15 protein-coding genes and 1 pseudogene are annotated in these 16,567 nt (G+C 70.8%); 14 read left to right on the top strand and 2 right to left on the bottom strand.

Annotated elements, in window-relative coordinates; genetic code table 11:
* Positions 1 to 79: 79 nt before the first annotated feature.
* From AB5J55_RS03380 to AB5J55_RS03315, 14 genes are all read left to right on the top strand, one after another.
* Positions 80 to 1,648, top strand: a complete 1,569-nt coding sequence (locus AB5J55_RS03380) for an arabinogalactan endo-beta-1,4-galactanase (RefSeq protein WP_369269200.1) — start codon at positions 80 to 82, stop codon at positions 1,646 to 1,648.
* 222 nt (positions 1,649 to 1,870) lie between these two features.
* Entirely contained in the window at positions 1,871 to 2,158 is a 288-nt protein-coding gene (locus AB5J55_RS03375; protein WP_369269199.1) for an ArsR family transcriptional regulator, read from the top strand.
* Between the two features lie 72 nt (positions 2,159 to 2,230).
* Positions 2,231 to 3,205 carry an SMP-30/gluconolactonase/LRE family protein gene (locus tag AB5J55_RS03370; protein ID WP_369269198.1) on the top strand — a complete coding sequence of 325 codons (975 nt, stop codon included), beginning with the start codon at positions 2,231 to 2,233 and terminating at the stop codon, positions 3,203 to 3,205.
* Between the two features lie 163 nt (positions 3,206 to 3,368).
* Positions 3,369 to 3,818, top strand: a complete 450-nt coding sequence (gene crcB / locus AB5J55_RS03365) for a fluoride efflux transporter CrcB (protein WP_369269197.1) — start codon at positions 3,369 to 3,371, stop codon at positions 3,816 to 3,818.
* Complete coding sequence (locus AB5J55_RS03360; RefSeq protein ID WP_369269196.1) at positions 3,815 to 4,162, top strand: DUF190 domain-containing protein; 348 nt, start codon at positions 3,815 to 3,817, stop codon at positions 4,160 to 4,162. Before crcB (AB5J55_RS03365) ends, AB5J55_RS03360 begins: the two co-directional genes overlap by 4 nt.
* The gene (crcB, locus tag AB5J55_RS03355; RefSeq protein WP_369269195.1) at positions 4,159 to 4,533 is read left to right on the top strand and encodes a fluoride efflux transporter CrcB; all 375 of its coding nucleotides are present in this window, start codon (positions 4,159 to 4,161) and stop codon (positions 4,531 to 4,533) included. The genes AB5J55_RS03360 and crcB (AB5J55_RS03355) overlap by 4 nt, the downstream gene beginning before the upstream one ends.
* 95 nt (positions 4,534 to 4,628) lie before the next feature.
* Complete coding sequence (locus tag AB5J55_RS03350; RefSeq protein WP_369269194.1) at positions 4,629 to 5,468, top strand: undecaprenyl-diphosphate phosphatase; 840 nt, start codon at positions 4,629 to 4,631, stop codon at positions 5,466 to 5,468.
* Between the two features lie 172 nt (positions 5,469 to 5,640).
* Positions 5,641 to 6,318, top strand: coding sequence for a FadR/GntR family transcriptional regulator (locus AB5J55_RS03345; protein WP_369276077.1), 678 nt, complete (start codon positions 5,641 to 5,643; stop codon positions 6,316 to 6,318).
* Positions 6,315 to 7,754, top strand: a complete 1,440-nt coding sequence (locus AB5J55_RS03340; protein ID WP_369269193.1) for an amino acid permease — start codon at positions 6,315 to 6,317, stop codon at positions 7,752 to 7,754. Before AB5J55_RS03345 ends, AB5J55_RS03340 begins: the two co-directional genes overlap by 4 nt.
* A 49-nt stretch (positions 7,755 to 7,803) precedes the next feature.
* Complete coding sequence (locus tag AB5J55_RS03335; RefSeq protein ID WP_369269192.1) at positions 7,804 to 8,820, top strand: asparaginase; 1,017 nt, start codon at positions 7,804 to 7,806, stop codon at positions 8,818 to 8,820.
* A gap of 118 nt (positions 8,821 to 8,938) precedes the next feature.
* Positions 8,939 to 10,348: an aspartate ammonia-lyase gene (gene aspA, locus AB5J55_RS03330; protein WP_369269191.1), complete on the top strand. Its 1,410-nt coding sequence runs from the start codon at positions 8,939 to 8,941 to the stop codon at positions 10,346 to 10,348.
* A gap of 47 nt (positions 10,349 to 10,395) precedes the next feature.
* Positions 10,396 to 11,337: a glutaminase gene (locus AB5J55_RS03325; RefSeq protein ID WP_369269190.1), complete on the top strand. Its 942-nt coding sequence runs from the start codon at positions 10,396 to 10,398 to the stop codon at positions 11,335 to 11,337.
* Positions 11,338 to 11,560: 223 nt separating this feature from the next.
* Positions 11,561 to 12,955 (top strand): polyprenol phosphomannose-dependent alpha 1,6 mannosyltransferase MptB, encoded by a 1,395-nt coding sequence (gene mptB, locus AB5J55_RS03320; RefSeq protein WP_369269189.1) that lies wholly within the window; start codon positions 11,561 to 11,563, stop codon positions 12,953 to 12,955.
* On the top strand, positions 12,952 to 14,304 hold the full coding sequence (locus tag AB5J55_RS03315) for a glycosyltransferase 87 family protein (protein ID WP_369269188.1): 1,353 nt from the start codon (positions 12,952 to 12,954) through the stop codon (positions 14,302 to 14,304). The genes mptB and AB5J55_RS03315 overlap by 4 nt, the downstream gene beginning before the upstream one ends.
* A gap of 32 nt (positions 14,305 to 14,336) precedes the next feature.
* Here the strand turns inward: AB5J55_RS03315 and AB5J55_RS03310 are convergent.
* Both AB5J55_RS03310 and rho read right to left on the bottom strand, forming a co-directional pair.
* Positions 14,337 to 15,068 (bottom strand): annotated as a pseudogene (locus tag AB5J55_RS03310) (D-alanyl-D-alanine carboxypeptidase family protein); the annotation flags it as partial.
* A 247-nt stretch (positions 15,069 to 15,315) separates the two neighbouring features.
* Positions 15,316 to 16,446 carry a transcription termination factor Rho gene (gene rho / locus AB5J55_RS03305; protein WP_369269187.1) on the bottom strand — a complete coding sequence of 377 codons (1,131 nt, stop codon included), beginning with the start codon at positions 16,444 to 16,446 and terminating at the stop codon, positions 15,316 to 15,318.
* Positions 16,447 to 16,567 lie beyond the last annotated feature (121 nt).

Raw genomic sequence — 16,567 nt, 5'->3', positions numbered from 1 at the left:
AGGGGCTCCTCACCGCAGTTTCCCCACCGCGGCGGTGAGGGATCCCCAACCCCATACGTCGAAGGGACGACGGACGACGATGTTCCATCCCAGACGCACCCTCCGAGCCCTGCTGCTGCCGCTCGCCGCCGGACTCGCCCTCACCGCCCTGCCCGCACAGAGCGCCTCGGCGGCGAGCACGCTCACCAACGCAGGCTTCGAGTCCGACGGCACCGGCACCGCCACCCCGGTCGGCTGGTCCACGTACTCGGCGTCCGGCCAGAGCGCGGCCTCCTTCACCGAGGCCGGTGGCCACGGCGGGAGTCACCGACTGACCCACTGGGCGTCCGCCGCCTACAAGGTGGAGACGTATCAGTACCTGTCCGGGCTGACCAACGGGAACTACCGGCTCACCGCCTGGGTCCGCTCCGGCGGTGGCCAGAACTCGGCGTACATAGCGCTGAAGAACTGCGGCGGCGCCGAGCAGCGCACCGACCTTCCGGTCTCGGCGAGCGGCTGGATCCGTATCGTCGTGCCGGTCGCGGTGACCGCCAACCAGTGCACGATCAGCATCAACAGCGACGCGAACGCGGGCAACTGGATCAATGTCGACGACCTGACCTTCGCGTCCGGCACGGGCGGCACGTCGATCCACGGCGCAGACATCTCCTCCCTCGCCAAGAGCGAGGCCAAGGGCGGCGTCTACAGGACCGGTTCCGGCACGACCGGCGACGCGATCACCATCCTGAAGAACGCCGGCATGAACTACGCGCGGCTGAAGGTCTGGGTCAACCCGGCCGACGGCTACAACAACAAGACGCGCGTGCTGGCCATGGCCAAGCGCATCAAGGCGGCCGGCATGAAGCTGCTGGTCGACTTCCACTACTCGGACACCTGGGCCGACCCGGGCGCCCAGAGCAAGCCGGCCGCCTGGGCCGGTCACTCGTACAGTCAGCTCAAGACCGACGTGTACAACCACACGTACGACGTGTTGAACGCGTTGAAAGCCCAGGGCACCACCGCCGACATGGTCCAGGTGGGCAACGAGATCAACGGCGGCATGCTGTGGTCCGAGGGTTCCACGGACAATTGGTCGCAGCTCGCCGGCCTGCTCAACTCGGGCTATGACGCGGTCAAGGCCGTCAACTCGGGCACCACCGTCGCGCTGCACCTCGCCAAGGGCGGTGACCTGTCCGGCACCCGCTGGTGGTTCGACAGCGCGGTCGGGAACGGCGTGAAGTTCGACGCGATCGGCCTGTCGTTCTACGGCTACTGGCACGGCTCGCTCCACGACTTCCAGACAACCCTGGACGACGCGGCCGCCCGCTACGGCAAGCCGGTCTTCGTCGCCGAGACGGCCTACCCGTTCCGGCTGGACAGCAAGGACTCGCACGAGGAGATCATCAACACCACCGGCGAACTGGTCTCCGGCTATCCGGCGAACACGGCCGGGCAGCGCCGCTGGATGAACGACGTGACGAGCATCGTGGAGGCCGTCCCGAACGGCCGTGGGCTCGGCGTCTTCTACTGGGAGGCGACCTGGACCGCCGTCACCGGCAACGGCTGGGACCCGACCGACGCCTCCTCCGGCAACGGCTGGGAGAACCAGGCCCTGTTCGGCTACGACGACACGGCCCTGTCCTCGATGGCGTGGTTCAGCCACCGGTGAGTTCGCCGAGTCCGTTGATTCCGTGACCATTTGGCCCGGCCGAGCCCCCGCGGCCGGGCCCCACCGCGTCCGGGACGCAGAAGGTCGGCGCTCCGCCGAACATCCCTATGTCGTACGGCCGTTCGGTACCGGACAAGGGTCCAAGAGTCGCGGACACGGCTGCTTCGACTGCGGGACAGTGGGAATACGCGCTACGACGCGGCCCGACGGAGGGGGGACGAGATGCTGAGGACTCCCGTCAGCGCGACGCGACTGGACATCCTGGAATGGCTGAAGGATCCGGTCGCGCACTTCCCGAAGCGGCGACACGGCGATCCCGTCGAGGACGGCGTCACCGCGGACGCCGTGGCCGCGAAGCTCGGCGTGCCGCGGAAGGTCGCCGAGGCCCACCTCGGCCTGCTCGCGGGCCTCGGCATGCTGCGCACCAAGCGGATCCGGCGGCGCGTGTACTACCGTCGCGACGACATGCGGATCGCCGAGGTCGCGCGCATGTTTGAGAAGGGCTGGTAGGCGGCGAACCGAGAACGCAGAGCCGGGAGTCGAGGGGCCCGGGCACACCGGGGCGGCGAAGGGAAGACGCACATGGAACGTCCGGGGGCGCTCGTCCCGCACCGCTACGTCGCGATCGGCGGCCGAGGCCCGGAGGACGTCGTCGCCGACGCCCGCGGCCGTGTCCTGACCGGCCTCGAGGACGGCCGTATCCTGCGCCTGGACGGCTTGGCGGACGCCGCCGAGCCCCGTGCCGAGGTCCGTGTCGAGGTGCTCGCCGAGACCGGCGGCCGGCCACTGGGCCTCGAACTCCTGCCGGACGACGCCCTGTTGGTGTGCGACGCCGAACGCGGACTGCTCCGCGTCGACCTCACCGACGGCACCGTACGCATCCTCGCCGACTCGGCGGCGGGGGAGCGGCTGCGGTTCTGCAGCAATGTCGTCGCCCTGCCCGACGGCAGCGTCTATTTCACCGTCAGCAGTCGCCGGCACCCCCTGGAGCACTGGATCGGCGACCTCGTCGAACACACCGCCACGGGCCGCCTGCTGCGCCTCGCCCCCGACAGTGACACCCCCGAAGTCCTCCTGGAAGGACTCCAGTTCGCCAACGGCCTCGCCCCGAGCGCCGACGGTTCCTTCCTGGTCGTCGCCGAGACCAGCGAGTGCCGCCTCACCCGCTACTGGCTCACCGGGCCCCGCGCCGGACACGGCGAGCCCTTCGCCGAGAACCTGCCGGGCATGCCGGACAACCTCTGGCGCGGCACACCCGACGGCCCGATCTGGGTGGCGCTGGCCGGCCCGCGCGTGCCGCCGCTGGAGCTCTTGCACCGCGCCGCCCCCGCCGTACGCCGCACCGCCGCCCGCGTCGCCGTGCGCGCCCCGTTCCGTCCCACGGGCACGATCGGCGTGCTCGCCCTCGACGACACCGGCCGGGTCGTCCACCACCTGGCCCGCCGCCACTCCGGCTTCCGCATGGTCACCAGCGTCTGCGAGACCGGGGGCCACCTGGTCCTCGGGAGCCTGTGGGAGCGGGGCGTGGCGCTCTGCGAACTGCCCGATCAGAAGTGACCGGCCTTCGCGTCCGGGGTTAGGCTGTTCAGCAGCCGCGATCATCGTCGCGGCGCGGCGGTGGGGCCCGCCGTACCCGAACCGCGGCGCGCATGCCGCCAACGGTCCCTACTTGCGACCGCGCCCATCTGCCCGGGCCCCGGCGAGTAGGAGACGTACGACCATGACAGCCCCGGACACCGAGAGCCTGCGCGCCCCGCGGCAGCCCGCATGGCGGACGCAGGCGCCGATCGTCGCGGTGGTGGCTTTCGGCGGAGCCATCGGCGCCACGGCCCGGTACGCGGTCTCCCTGTGGTGGCCCGCCCAGCCCGGGGGCTTCCCCTGGGCGACCTTCTGGATCAACGTCGTCGGCTGCGCCATGATCGGCGTGCTCATGGTGATCATCACCGAGGTCCGGCCCGCCCACCGCCTCGTCCGCCCCTTCGTCGGCACCGGGGTGCTCGGCGGCTTCACCACCTTCTCCACGTACGCCGTCGACATCCAGCAACTCGTCGACAGCGGCCACGCCCGCACCGGACTGGCCTACCTCGCCGCCACCCTGATCGCGGCGCTCACGGCAGTCCGGCTGGCGACGGCGGCGACTCGCCGCGTCCTGAAACGGAGGCAGTCATGACCAGGCCGACCGGCAGCGCCCTGCGCCTCACCGTCTTCGTCGGCGAACACGACACCTGGCACCACAAGCCCCTCTACTCGGAGATCGTGCACCGCGCCCACGCGGCCGGCCTCGCGGGCGCCAGCGTCTTCCGCGGCATCGAGGGCTTCGGCGCCTCCTCACTGATCCACACCTCACGGCTGCTGTCCCTGAGCGAGGACCTGCCGGTCGCGATCGTGATCGTCGACACCGAGGAACGCGTACGGGCCTTCCTGCCGCAGCTCGACGAACTCGTCACCGAAGGGCTCGTCACCCTCGACGCCTGCGAGGTCATCCGGTCCGCGGAAGGTGAGAAGTCGCCGTGAACTGGCTCCTGGTGATCGCGGGTGCCGTCGTCGGCGCGCCGCTGCGCTATCTCACCGACCGGGCGGTGCAGTCCCGGCACGACTCCGTGTTCCCCTGGGGCACCTTCGTCGTCAACGTCAGCGGCTGCCTGGTCCTCGGCCTGCTCACCGGCGCGGCGGCCGAGGGAGCCGCGAGTTCCCACCTCCAGCTGCTGCTCGGCACCGGGCTGTGCGGGGCTCTGACCACGTACTCGACGTTCTCGTACGAGACCCTGCGGCTGACCGAGACGGGAGCCGGACTCTACGCCGTCGTCAATGCCGTGGGGAGTGTGATCGCGGGCCTCGGCGCGGCGTTCGCGGGGGTGGCGATCGCCCAGGCGGTGTGGTCCTAGACGACGACACCGCCGCTGTTGCCGCAGGAACCACACCCGCACCTGGTAGGACAGTGCGCGCCACTGCTGTCCCGCCGACCCCGGAACTGGATCCCATGAGCGCCATCAGCGTCGGTCAGGCCGTTGTCCTCGGAGCCATCGAGGGGGTGACCGAGTTCCTGCCCGTGTCCTCGACCGGGCATCTGAAGATCGCCGAGGGGCTCATGGGCATCCCCGTGGACGACGACGCGGTCATCGGGTTCTCGGCCGTCATCCAGGTCGGCGCGATCGCCGCCGTGCTCGTGTACTTCTTCAAGGACATCGTGCGGATCGTCTCCGCATGGCTGCGCGGGCTGCGGGACAAGGAGGAGCGATACCACCACGACTACCAGTTCGCCTGGTGGGTGATCTGCGCGACGATCCCGATCATCGCCGTGGGCCTGGCCGCCAAGCCGCTCATCAAGGGGCCGCTCGCCTCCCTGTGGGTGGTCGCCGGCTCCCTGATCGTCGGCAGCGGTGTGATGTGGGCCGCGGACCGGATGGGCCGGCACAAGCGAGGGGAGGACGACACCTCCTTCAAGGACGCGATGCTCGTCGGCAGCTCCCAGATCCTCGCCCTGCTGTTCCCGGGCTTCTCGCGCTCCGGCGCCACGATGTCCACCGCGCTGATGCTCGACCTGGACCGCGTCGCCGCCACCCGGCTGTCCTTCTTCCTCGGCATCCCCGCCCTTACCGGCGCCGGCATCTACGAGCTGAAGGACGCCCTCGGCACGACGGGCACGGGCGCGCTGCCGCTGGCCGTCGGCACCGCCGTCTCCTTCGTCGTCGCCTACGCCTCCATCGCCTGGCTGCTGAAGTTCGTCGCCAAGCACTCCTTCAACGCCTTCGTGATCTACCGGATCGTGGTCGGGCTGCTGCTCTTCGGGCTCTTGGGTGCGGGCGTGATCAGCAGCTGACACAGGCGCCCGCCCGTCGGCCGGCCGGGCGGGGTCGGCTTTGCGGTTTCACACCCGGTGAACCTCACCCACCGGCTCCCCTTGACACCACCCACACCTCACCCGGAGTATCACTCCCGTGAACCTGTCAGACAGCCGGACAGCCGGACAGCCGCCGAGGCGGGTCAGCGCCATGGAAGCGGTCCTGGCGCACCTGCGCAGTGCCATCGAGCGCGGCGAGTACGCCATCGGGGACAAACTCCCCTCCGAGGCGGAGCTCTGCCGCAGCCTGGAGATCAGTCGGCCCGTGCTGCGCGAGGCCCTCAGGGCCCTGCAGACCATGGGCCTGACCGTCTCCAAGACGGGCAAAGGCACCTTCGTCGTCGCCAGCGCGGTCGAGGACCCGACCTTCGGCGACTACGCGGCCAGCGACCTGCTGGAGGTGCGCCGGCACGTCGAGATCCCGGTCGCCGGATACGCGGCACTGCGCCGCACCCCGGAGAACCTCGACCACCTGGCTCACCTGCTCGACCGTATGGAGCGGGAGACGGACACCACCGCGTGGGTCGCGATGGACACCCTCTTCCACCTGGCCGTGGCCGAGGCAGCCCAGAACCCGGTCTTCCGCCGGGTCATCGAGGAGATCCGCGACGCACTGGCGCGTCAGTCGGCCTTCCTCAACGAGCTGGGCGGCCGGCGCGAGCAGTCCAACCGCGAGCACCGGGCGATCGTCGAGGCGCTGATCGACGGTTCCGAACTCGACGCCACCGATGCCATGGCCCACCACCTGGACCGCGTCGAGACGACCCTCACCGACATCGTGCGCCCCGCGCGCACGGACAGCACCACGGAAGGCGGACCCGAGGCGTGAGTGAGCAGTCCCTGCACGAGGGCGTGCAGAAACGTTCCGGCCATGTCGACGCCGGAGACGCCGGCTACAGCAAGTCGCTGAAATCGCGGCACGTCAACATGATCGCCATCGGCGGAGCCATCGGCACCGGCCTGTTCCTGGGCGCCGGAGGCCGGCTCGCCGACGCCGGGCCGTCCCTGTTCATCGCCTACGCGGTCTGCGGCGTCTTCGCCTTCCTCGTCGTGCGCGCCCTCGGCGAACTCGTCCTCTACCGCCCGTCCTCCGGCGCCTTCGTGTCGTACGCCCGGGAGTTCATGGGAGAGAAGGGCGCGTACACCGCGGGCTGGATGTACTTCCTGAACTGGGCGACCACCGGCATCGCCGACATCACCGCGGTGGCGACGTACACGCACTACTGGGGCATGTTCTCCGACATCCCGCAGTGGGTGATCGCGCTCATCGCCCTCGCGGTCGTCCTCACCGTGAACCTGATCTCGGTGAAGATCTTCGGCGAGCTGGAGTTCTGGTTCGCGATCATCAAGGTCGGCGCGCTCGTCGTCTTCATGTGCATCGGCATCTTCCTGCTGGTCACCCAGCAGCCCGTGGACGGCCACACCCCCGGCCCGTCCCTGATCACCGACAACGGCGGCCTCTTCCCCAACGGCCTGCTGCCCATGCTGCTGATCGTCCAGGGCGTCGTCTTCGCCTACGCCTCCGTCGAGCTGGTCGGCGTCGCCGCCGGTGAGACCGAGAACCCCGAGAAGATCATGCCGAAGGCGATCAACTCGATCATGTGGCGGGTGGGCCTCTTCTACGTCGGCTCCGTCCTCCTGCTCTCGATGCTGCTGCCCTGGTCGTCGTACAAGGCCGGTGAGAGCCCCTTCGTCACCGTGCTGTCCAACATCGGCATCCCGGCGGCCGGCGGCGTCATGAACCTGGTCGTGATGACCGCGGCCATGTCCTCGCTCAACTCCGGCCTGTACTCCACGGGCCGCATCCTGCGCTCCATGGCGATGTCCGGCTCCGCCCCGAAGTTCACCTCGGTGATGAGCCGCAGCCAGGTCCCGTACGGCGGCATCCTGCTGACCAGCGGTATCTGTGTCCTCGGCGTCGGACTCAACTTCGTCGTCCCGGCCGATGCGTTCGAGATCGTGCTGAACTTCGCCGCGATCGGCATCCTCGCCACCTGGGGCATGATCATGATCTGTCACCTGCTCTTCTGGCAGAAGACCCAGAAGGGCGAACTCGACCGGCCCGGCTACCGACTGCCGGGCTCTCCCTGGACCGAACTCGTGACGCTGGCGTTCCTCGCCTCCGTCCTGGTCCTCATGTACGCCGACGGAGGCGCCGGCCGCACCACCGTGCTGTGCCTGCCGCTGATCGTCGGAGCGCTGGTCGCGGGCTGGTACGCCATCCGCGGCCGTGTCGCCCGCACCGCCACCAAGGCCGACGCGTGAACCCGTGTCGGTCGACGACCCCTCATCGACCCAGGACAGCCAGGCAGTGATGTACAGCAGCTCCATGGCGGACGCACCCCTTGTCCGCGAACCCCTCCACGCCCCCGTCGCCCACCTCATACGCGGCGGAATGATCGAAGGCACCCACTACGGCTCCGTCGTCGTCCTCGGCGCCGACGGCAAGGTGGAGTTCCAGCTCGGTGACATCGAGGCCGCCTTCTACCCGCGCTCCGCCCTCAAGCCCGTCCAGGCCGTCGCCATGGCCCGGGCCGGGCTCCCGCTCGACGGGGAGCTCCTCTCGCTCACCGCCGCGAGCCACTCCGGCGAGGAACGCCACCTCGCCGGAACCCGGCGCATCCTCGAACTCGCCGCGCTCACCGAGGACCACCTGCGCAACGTCCCGGACATGCCGTTCGACCCGGTCGTCCGGGACGCCTGGGTGCGGGAGGGCCGCCTGCCCTCCCGGCTCGCCCAGAACTGCTCCGGCAAGCACGCGGCGATGCTGTACACCTGCGCGCTCAACGGCTGGTCCCTGGAGGACTACCTCGACCCGGGGCACCCGCTGCAGCAGGCGATCGCCGAGATCGTCGAGGACCTCACGGGGCAGCGGATCGCGAGAGTGACGGTCGACGGGTGCGGGGCGCCGCTGTTCTCCGTCTCGCTGCACGGCCTCGCCCGTGCGGCTGCCCGTATCACCACTGCGGCGCCGGGTACGCCCGAGGCTCGGGTCGCCGACGCGATGCGGGAGCATGCGGAGATGGCGTCCGGGTCGGGGAGGGATGTGGCCGCGCTGATGCGGGCCGTGCCGGGGCTGCTTGCCAAGGATGGGTTCGAAGGGGTGCAGGTCGCTGCGCTGCCGGACGGGCGTGCCGTCGCCGTGAAGATCGCCGATGGGGCGAATCGGGCGCGGGTGCCGGTTGCTGCCGCGGCTCTTGCGTGGGCCGGTATTGATTCGGAGTCGCTCGCCGAATTCCAAGGAGAGGCGCTGCTTGGGGGCGGTCAGGCGGTCGGGTGTGTGCGGCCCGTTCGTTCGTTGGAGCCGGTTGCTGTTTCCGCCTGCGCCTAAGGATGTGCCGGACATCCGGTTCGGCGACTGCGGGCCGTATGCGGCTGGTCGCGCAGTTCCCCGCGCCCCTGAAGGGGCGCTCACCCTCACGCCCCTCAGAAAGAGGACCCGTCCCCTCATGACCACCGCCACTCGTAGCGAACACGACCTGCTCGGCGACCGTGACGTCCCCGCCGACGCCTACTGGGGTGTTCACACCCTGCGCGCCACCGAGAACTTCCCCATCACCGGGACGCCGATCTCCGCCTACCCGCACCTGATCGACGCCCTGGCCGCCGTCAAGGAGGCCGCTGCCCTCGCGAACGAGGAGCTGGGGCTCCTCGACCCCGACAAGGCCGCCGCCATCGTCGCCGCCTGTCGGGAGATCCGCTCCGGCAAGCTGCACGACCAGTTCGTCGTGGACGTCATCCAGGGCGGTGCAGGCACGTCCACCAACATGAACGCCAACGAGGTCGTGGCCAACCGGGCGTTGGAGCTGCTGGGGTTCGAGAAGGGGCAGTACCAGCACCTGCACCCCAACGAGGACGTCAACCTCGGCCAGTCGACCAACGACGTCTACCCGACCGCCGTCAAGATCGCGACGGTGTTCGCGGTGCGCGGGCTGCTCAAGGCGATGGCTGTCCTTCAGGACGCGTTCGCCCGTAAGGCCGTCGAATTCCGCGACGTGCTCAAGATGGGCCGTACGCAGCTGCAGGACGCGGTGCCGATGACACTCGGTCAGGAGTTCTCCGCGTATGCCGTCATGATCGACGAGGACCGGTCCCGTCTCGCCGAGGCCGTCGAGCTGATCCATGAGATCAACCTGGGCGCGACGGCCATCGGTACGGGGCTGAACGCCCCCGCCGGGTACGCCGAGTCGGCCCGACGCCACCTCTCCGAGATCACCGGGCTCCAGCTGGTCACTGCCGCCAACCTGGTCGAGGCGACCCAGGACTGCGGCGCGTTCGTCCAGATGTCCGGCGTGCTCAAGCGCATCGCCGTCAAGCTCAGCAAGAGCTGCAACGACCTGCGGCTGCTGTCGTCCGGTCCGCGCGCGGGTCTCGGCGAGATCAACCTGCCTCCGGTGCAGGCCGGTTCGTCCATCATGCCCGGCAAGGTCAACCCGGTGATCCCCGAGGTCGTCAACCAGGTCGCCTTCGAGGTGATCGGCAACGACGTCGCCATCACCATGGCCGCCGAGGCCGGACAGCTCCAGCTCAACGCCTTCGAGCCGATCATCCTGCACTCCCTGTCGGAGTCCATCACCCATCTGCGGGCCGCCTGCCTGACGCTCGCCGAGCGCTGCGTGGACGGCATCACCGCCAACACCGAGGCGCTGCGCCGGACCGTGGAGAACTCCATCGGCCTGGTCACCGCCCTGAACCCGCACATCGGCTACACGGCTGCCACCGACATCGCCAAGGAAGCCCTCGTCAGCGGCCGTGGTGTGGCCGAACTCGTCCTGGAGAAGGGCCTGTTGCCCGCCGAGACCCTCGCCGACCTGCTGCGCCCGGAGATCGTCGCGGGCAGCGGCCAGGCCCTGGCCTGAACCGGCCGTGGACCGCTGAAGCGCACCAGGACCGGCAGGGAGGCACAATGGTGATCATGGCAGCGTCGACGTCGTCACTGACCTTCCAGCCGATCCTGGAGCGCATCGCCGAGGAGATCGAGCGGACCCCCGGCCGCGGCTGGCCCGCCGACTACATCCCGGCGCTCGCGGCCCGCGACCCGCGCAGCTTCGGCATGGCCGTCGCGGAACTCGACGGCACGGTGTACGGCGTGGGGGACTGGCGCGAGCCGTTCTCCACGCAGTCCATCACCAAGGTCTTCACCCTCGCGCTCGACCTGGCCCGCGAGGGCGACGAACTCTGGGAGCACGTGGGCCGCGAGCCCTCCGGCAACGCCTTCAACTCCCTGATCCAGCTGGAGTACGAGAACGGCATCCCACGCAACCCGTTCATCAACGCCGGCGCCCTCGTGGTCACCGACCGGCTCCAGACCCGTACCGGAGACGCTGCGGGCGAACTCCTGGCCTTCCTGCGTGCCGAGAGCGGCAATTCCACCCTGGACTTCGACAAGGACGTCGCCGCCTCCGAGTCCATGCACGGGGACCGCAACGCCGCGCTCGGCCACTTCATGGCGTCGTACGGCAACATCGACAACCCCGTGCCGGTCCTGCTCGACCAGTACTTCCGCCAGTGCTCCATCACGGCGTCCTGCGCCGACCTCGCCCTGGCCACCACCTTCCTGGCCCGCCACGGCGTCCGCGCCGACGGCACCCGGCTGCTCACCCGCAGCCAGGCCAAACAGGTCAACGCGGTCATGCTGACCTGCGGGACGTACGACGCGGCGGGCGAATTCGCCTACCGGGTGGGCCTGCCCGGCAAGAGCGGCGTGGGCGGCGGAATCATCGCGGTGGTACCGGGGCGGTGCACGCTGTGCGTGTGGAGCCCCGGCCTGGACGAGCGAGGCAACTCGGTGGCAGGAGTGGCGGCCCTGGACAGATTCACGACCCTGACAGGCCTCTCGGTGTTCTGACGGAACTACTCAATGCCGATGCGGACATGCCCCGAAGGGGCGCGGGAACTGCGCGACAAGCCCCCACCGGCCCGCAGCCGCGAATCACCGCACCCGGCAGACGCGTAGCAGCCTGCAACCTCTTCGCACTGGATCACCGTCCGGCCACACTCCGGCTGCCCTCCGGAGGGGCCGGCGTCAACTCAAAGCCACCCGGCGTTGACACCCTGACCGAGTGTTGGCCATGGCTTTCCCCATCGATCTCCGCCGCTGCCAGATCCTCGGTCTGGCCGGCACCGCCTTCCTCGCCCTGGGCGGTGAGTCGGCCGGTGCGCTGCCGGTCCGGGAAATCCTGGCCCCGAGCTCGGCGCACGCGGCGCTGGGCCTGGTCGGCGTGTACTTCGGCGTAGTCCTGCTGATAGCGGCCTGGCTGATGCTCGGGCGCCTCGTGCGCAGCGCCGATCCGCCGACTCCTCGGGCCCTGCTGCTGGTGCTGGCAGTGTGGGCCACCCCGCTGCTGATCGCGCCGCCGCTGTTCAGCCGGGACGTGTACAGCTACCTGGCGCAAGGGGCCATGGTCGACGCGCACATCGACGTGTACTCGTACGGCCCCTCCCACCTCGGCGGCCCGCTCGCGGACGAGGTCGCCCCGCTGTGGCGGCACACCGGCGCCCCGTACGGCCCGGTGTTCCTCGGCGTCGCCTCCGCCCTGTCCACCGTGACCCGCGGTGAACTCCCCGCCGGGCTCCTCGGCATGCGCGTGATAGCCCTCCTCGGGGTGGCGCTGATGGCGGCCGCGCTGCCGCGCCTGGCCCGGCACAGCGGAGCCGACCCGTCCGCGGCGCTGTGGCTGGGGGCCCTGAACCCGCTCGTACTGCTGCACCTGGTCGCGGGCGCCCACAACGATGCCATCATGCTCGGCCTGCTGGGTGCGGGACTGGTCGCCGCGCTCGGCCGGTGGCCGGTCCTGGGCGCCGTACTCGTCACGCTCGCCGCCCTCGTCAAGGCGCCCGCGGCGCTGGGCCTCGCCGCGGTCGTACTGCTCCAGATGCGGGCCGGGCACCACCCGGTGAAGGCCGTGTTGACCACGGCGGCCGCGGCCACCGCCACCACGGTCGCCGCGACGGCCGTGGCGGGCACGGGATACGGCTGGATAGGCGCCCTGGACACCCCGGTCTCCTCGCAGAACTGGGCGCTCACCAGCCTGCTCGGCCGTGCCACCGCCTCGCTCCTGGAACAGGCCGGCAGCGACCTGGCGCCGCTGGCCGTCCCGGTCTGGCACACCTTCGGCATCGTGCTCACGGCGGTCCTGGTGCTCCTCATATGGTGGCGCTGGCGACCGCGCCCCGTGTACGCGCTCGGCCTGAGCCTTGCGGCCGTGGCCGCCTTCGGACCGGCGATCCGCCCCTGGTACGCCCTGTGGGGCCTTTTCCTCATCGCCGCCGCCGCACCCAGCACCTCGGTACGGCACCGGGTGGCGGCCCTGACGGGAGTGCTCGCGCTCGCCGTCCTGCCCAGCGGCGGCGCCGCGGACGCCGGCCAGTTGGTGCTGGCGGTCTCCGGGGGCGCGCTCGCCGTGGTCGTTCTGTGGCAGGCGCATCTTGCTGCGCAGGCCCCGGCTCTGGAGCGCACCGCATGAAACTTCCGCGTACCGACCGCGGCCGGCTCGGGCTGGTCCTCGTGCTCGCAGCCGCGGTGACCGTCTTCACCGCCACCGTGCCGCTGCTGCGTGACTGGTTCGACCTGCGCGTCTACTACGGCACCGTGGACAGCTGGATCCACCATGACGGCCGTCTCTACGACTACCGGGTGCCGGGCACGACGTACGGCTTCACCTACCCGCCGTTCGCCGCCGTCGTCATGCTGCCCATGGCGCTGGTCGGCCTGCACGTCGCGATCGCGGTGGCACTGCTGCTCAACCTGGCGGCACTGGCCTTCTCGCTGCGCGTGCTGGCGGGACGGTCCTGGCGGCGCCACGGCTGGTACGGCGTCGGCCTCGTCGCGTGCGGGCTGGCCCTGTTCGAACCGCTGAGGGACACCTTCAGCTTCGGCCAGGTGAACATCCTGCTGCTGGCCCTGGTACTCCTCGACTGCTGGTTGCTCGCGACGGGCCGGGAGCGCTGGGCGGGCGTGGGCATCGGGCTCGCGGCCGCGATCAAGCTGACGCCGGCCGCGTTCATCGGCCTGCTGCTGGTGGCCCGGCGCTGGCGTGCCGCCGCGGTGGCCACGGCCGTCGCCGCCGCGGCCACGGCGCTGGCGGCCTGGGTGGCCCCCGACGCCTCCCGCTTCTACTGGACGCACGCGATGTGGGACACCACCCGCGTGGGCCGCCTGGACTACGTCTCCAACCAGTCGGTGCAGGGCATCCTGGCCCGGCTGGACGTGTCGAGCCGCGAGGTCTGGGCGGTCGTGGTGCTGGTGGTCCTGGGCGTCTGGGTGGTGCGCACCCGCCGCGCGGTCGCGGCGGGGGACTGGACGGCGGCGTTCGCCCTGACCGGGCTGACCGCCTGTCTGGTCAGCCCGATCACCTGGGTCCACCACCTGGTGTGGTTGCTGCCGTCCTTCGCCGTCCTCGTCCGCGCCGGGCACCTGCGGATCGCGGGCGCCCTGTACGCGGTGCTGTGCACCAGCGTGGTGTGGCTGTGGTTCGACGACGCGTCCGGCGTCGACGGCTTCCTGGGCAGCAACACCTACGCCTGGATCACGCTGGGTCTGCTGCTGTGGCTGCCCGTCGGTCAACTCGGCGTCGACCGCTCGACCCTGCCCCGGGTCACCAGTGACACGGCACCGGCGCCCATGCCGGCGGCGCCGGCGATCGCGAAGGCCTCGGCCCAGCCCGGCTCGTCCTCCGGTTCCACCGCGGCGACCACGGGCACCGCCGCGGGCCCCGGCCTCGGCCTGACCCGCAACGCGTCCAGTGAGCCCACCGGTTCGACCCGCCCGGCCGCCCCGAACCCCCAGTCGAGCAGTTCGCCGGCCTCCTCGTAGACGGCGAACCCGCCCGCCCGGGGGTTCATCACGGTGACGACGAGAGTGCGCTCGCCCCGGCGGGCGGCGGCGATGAGCGTGTTGCCCGCCTGGCTGGTGTAGCCGTTCTTGATGCCGATCAAGCCCGGGTAGCGGTCCACGCCGTCCGCGCCGGTCAACAGGCGGTTGGTGTTCTGGATCCCGTACGCCCAGCCGCCCCGGCCCGGGAACCGCGACTGCGCGGTGCCGCAGTACCGCGTGAACTCGGCGTTGCGCAGCCCCGCCCGGCCGAACACCGCCAGGTCGTACGCCGACGACACCTGGCCGGGCGCGTCGTAGCCGTCCGGCGACACCACGTACGTGTCGAGGGCGCCCAGGAAGCGCGCCTTGGCCTGCATGCGCTCGGCCGTGACGCGCCAGCCGCCGTTGAGCGAGGCCAGCACCCGCACGGCGTCGTTGCCGGAGCTGAGGAACACCCCGCGCCACAGATCGGCGACCTGGTACGTACGCCCCTCGGCGACCCCGACCAGACTGCTGCCGGGCCCGATCCCGGCGAGCTCCTCCTCGCGCACCGTGTGCCGGATGATGCCGGGCAGGGTCGGCAGCACGGTGAGGGCGAACAGCGACTTGAGCGTGCTGGCGGGCGGCAGCTTCCGGTGCGCGTCGTACGCGGCGAGCACCTCGCCGGTGTCGGCGTCGGCCACCAGCCACGACCGCGCGGAGACACTCGGAACTCGGGGTGCCCCGGCGTACGGCCGCACCTGTGTGCCGGACCCGTACAGCATGGTGGGGGGTGGCGTTGCCGCCTGGTGCCTGCCTGGGGTGTCGGGGTCGCGCCCGGGGCGGGCGACGGCGGAGGCGGGCGCGAGCGCCAGCAGGCCGGTCGCGCACAGCGCGCAGGTGGACACCAGGGCCCGGGAAGTAAATCCGATCTTCATACCGTCAACGTAGGAACGGACGCGCCTTACACCGCGCTGCCCGGGCCGGTCGGGGCGCGTCGGCACCCGGACGGGCGATGCCTGCGCGGATCTGTCATTCGCCGGGAAGCGTCGGCTGGATCCGCCGAAGGAACGTGGCGTTGTCGGGCGTCTCGCGCATGCGCTCCAGGAGGGTCTCCAGGTTGGACTGGCCGTCCCGGGTCTGCAAGGCCCGGCGCAGACCGCGCAGGGCTGTCAACTCGGCCGGGGGCAGGAGCAGTTCCTCGCGGCGGGTGCCGGAGGAGTTGATGTCGACGGCGGGGAAGACGCGGCGGGAGGCGAGGTCCCGGCTCAGGCGCAGCTCCATGTTGCCGGTGCTCTTGAGCTCCTCGAAGTAGAAGTCGTCGGCCCGGGAGCCGGTCTCCACGAGAGCCGTGGCGAGGATGGTGAGCGAACCGCCCTCCTCGGCGAGGCGCGCGGCGCCGAAGAACCGCTTCGGACCCTGCAGCGCGGCCGCGTCGACGCCGCCGCTCAGGGTGCGGCCACCGGACCCGGCCGCGTTGTTGTGCGCCCGGCACAGCCGGGTCAGCGAGTCGAGCAGGATGACGACGTCCTCGCCCGCCTCGACGAGCCGCTTGGCGCGTTCGATGACGAGCTCGGCCAGCGCGATGTGCTGCTTGGGCGCCCGGTCGAAGGTCGAGGCGTACACCTCGCCCCGCACCGAGCGTCGCATGTCGGTGACCTCCTCGGGACGTTCGTCGAGAAGCACCACCATCAGCCGGCACTCCGGGTGGTTACCCGCGACGGCCGCCGCGATCTGCTGGAGCAGCACGGTCTTGCCGGTCTTGGGCGGGGCGACGATCAGACCCCGCTGGCCCTTGCCGACAGGGGCGATCAGGTCGTTGACCCGCCCGGCCAGGCCGGACGCCGGGTGTTCGAGGCGGATCCGCTCACGCGGGTGCAGCGGCGTCAGGTCGCCGAAGCTGCGGCGGTTCCTGGCGGGGGTGCGGCCATTGACGTGGGCGACCTCGGTGAGGGTGCGCCGGTCGCCGCGTACGCCGTCGACGAGGTCGCCCTTGCGCAGGCCGTAGCGGCGGATGAGCGCGGGGGAGACCTGAAGGTCGGAGGGCGAGGGCAGCAGGTTGTCGGCGCGCAGGTGCCCCTTGCCGCTCGTGTCGATGTCGAGGACACCGGTGACGGCCGGGGCCTGCTGCTGGACTGGGGGGTGTTCGAGTGTGGTGGTCATGTTGGTGTGTCCTTTCACGGACGGAAGGCATGGGGCATGCGGAGGGAAGAGGCGTGCCGCGGACATCGGGAAGGCGGACAGAGCGCCTTCGGGCGGCGGGAAACAACACCTCGGACGGGCG

It is taken from the genome of Streptomyces sp. R11 (assembly GCF_041051905.1).
Taxonomy (GTDB): Bacteria; Actinomycetota; Actinomycetes; order Streptomycetales; family Streptomycetaceae; genus Streptomyces.
Note: the sequence above shows the minus strand (reverse complement) of the source record. Positions and strands in the feature narration are given on the sequence as shown.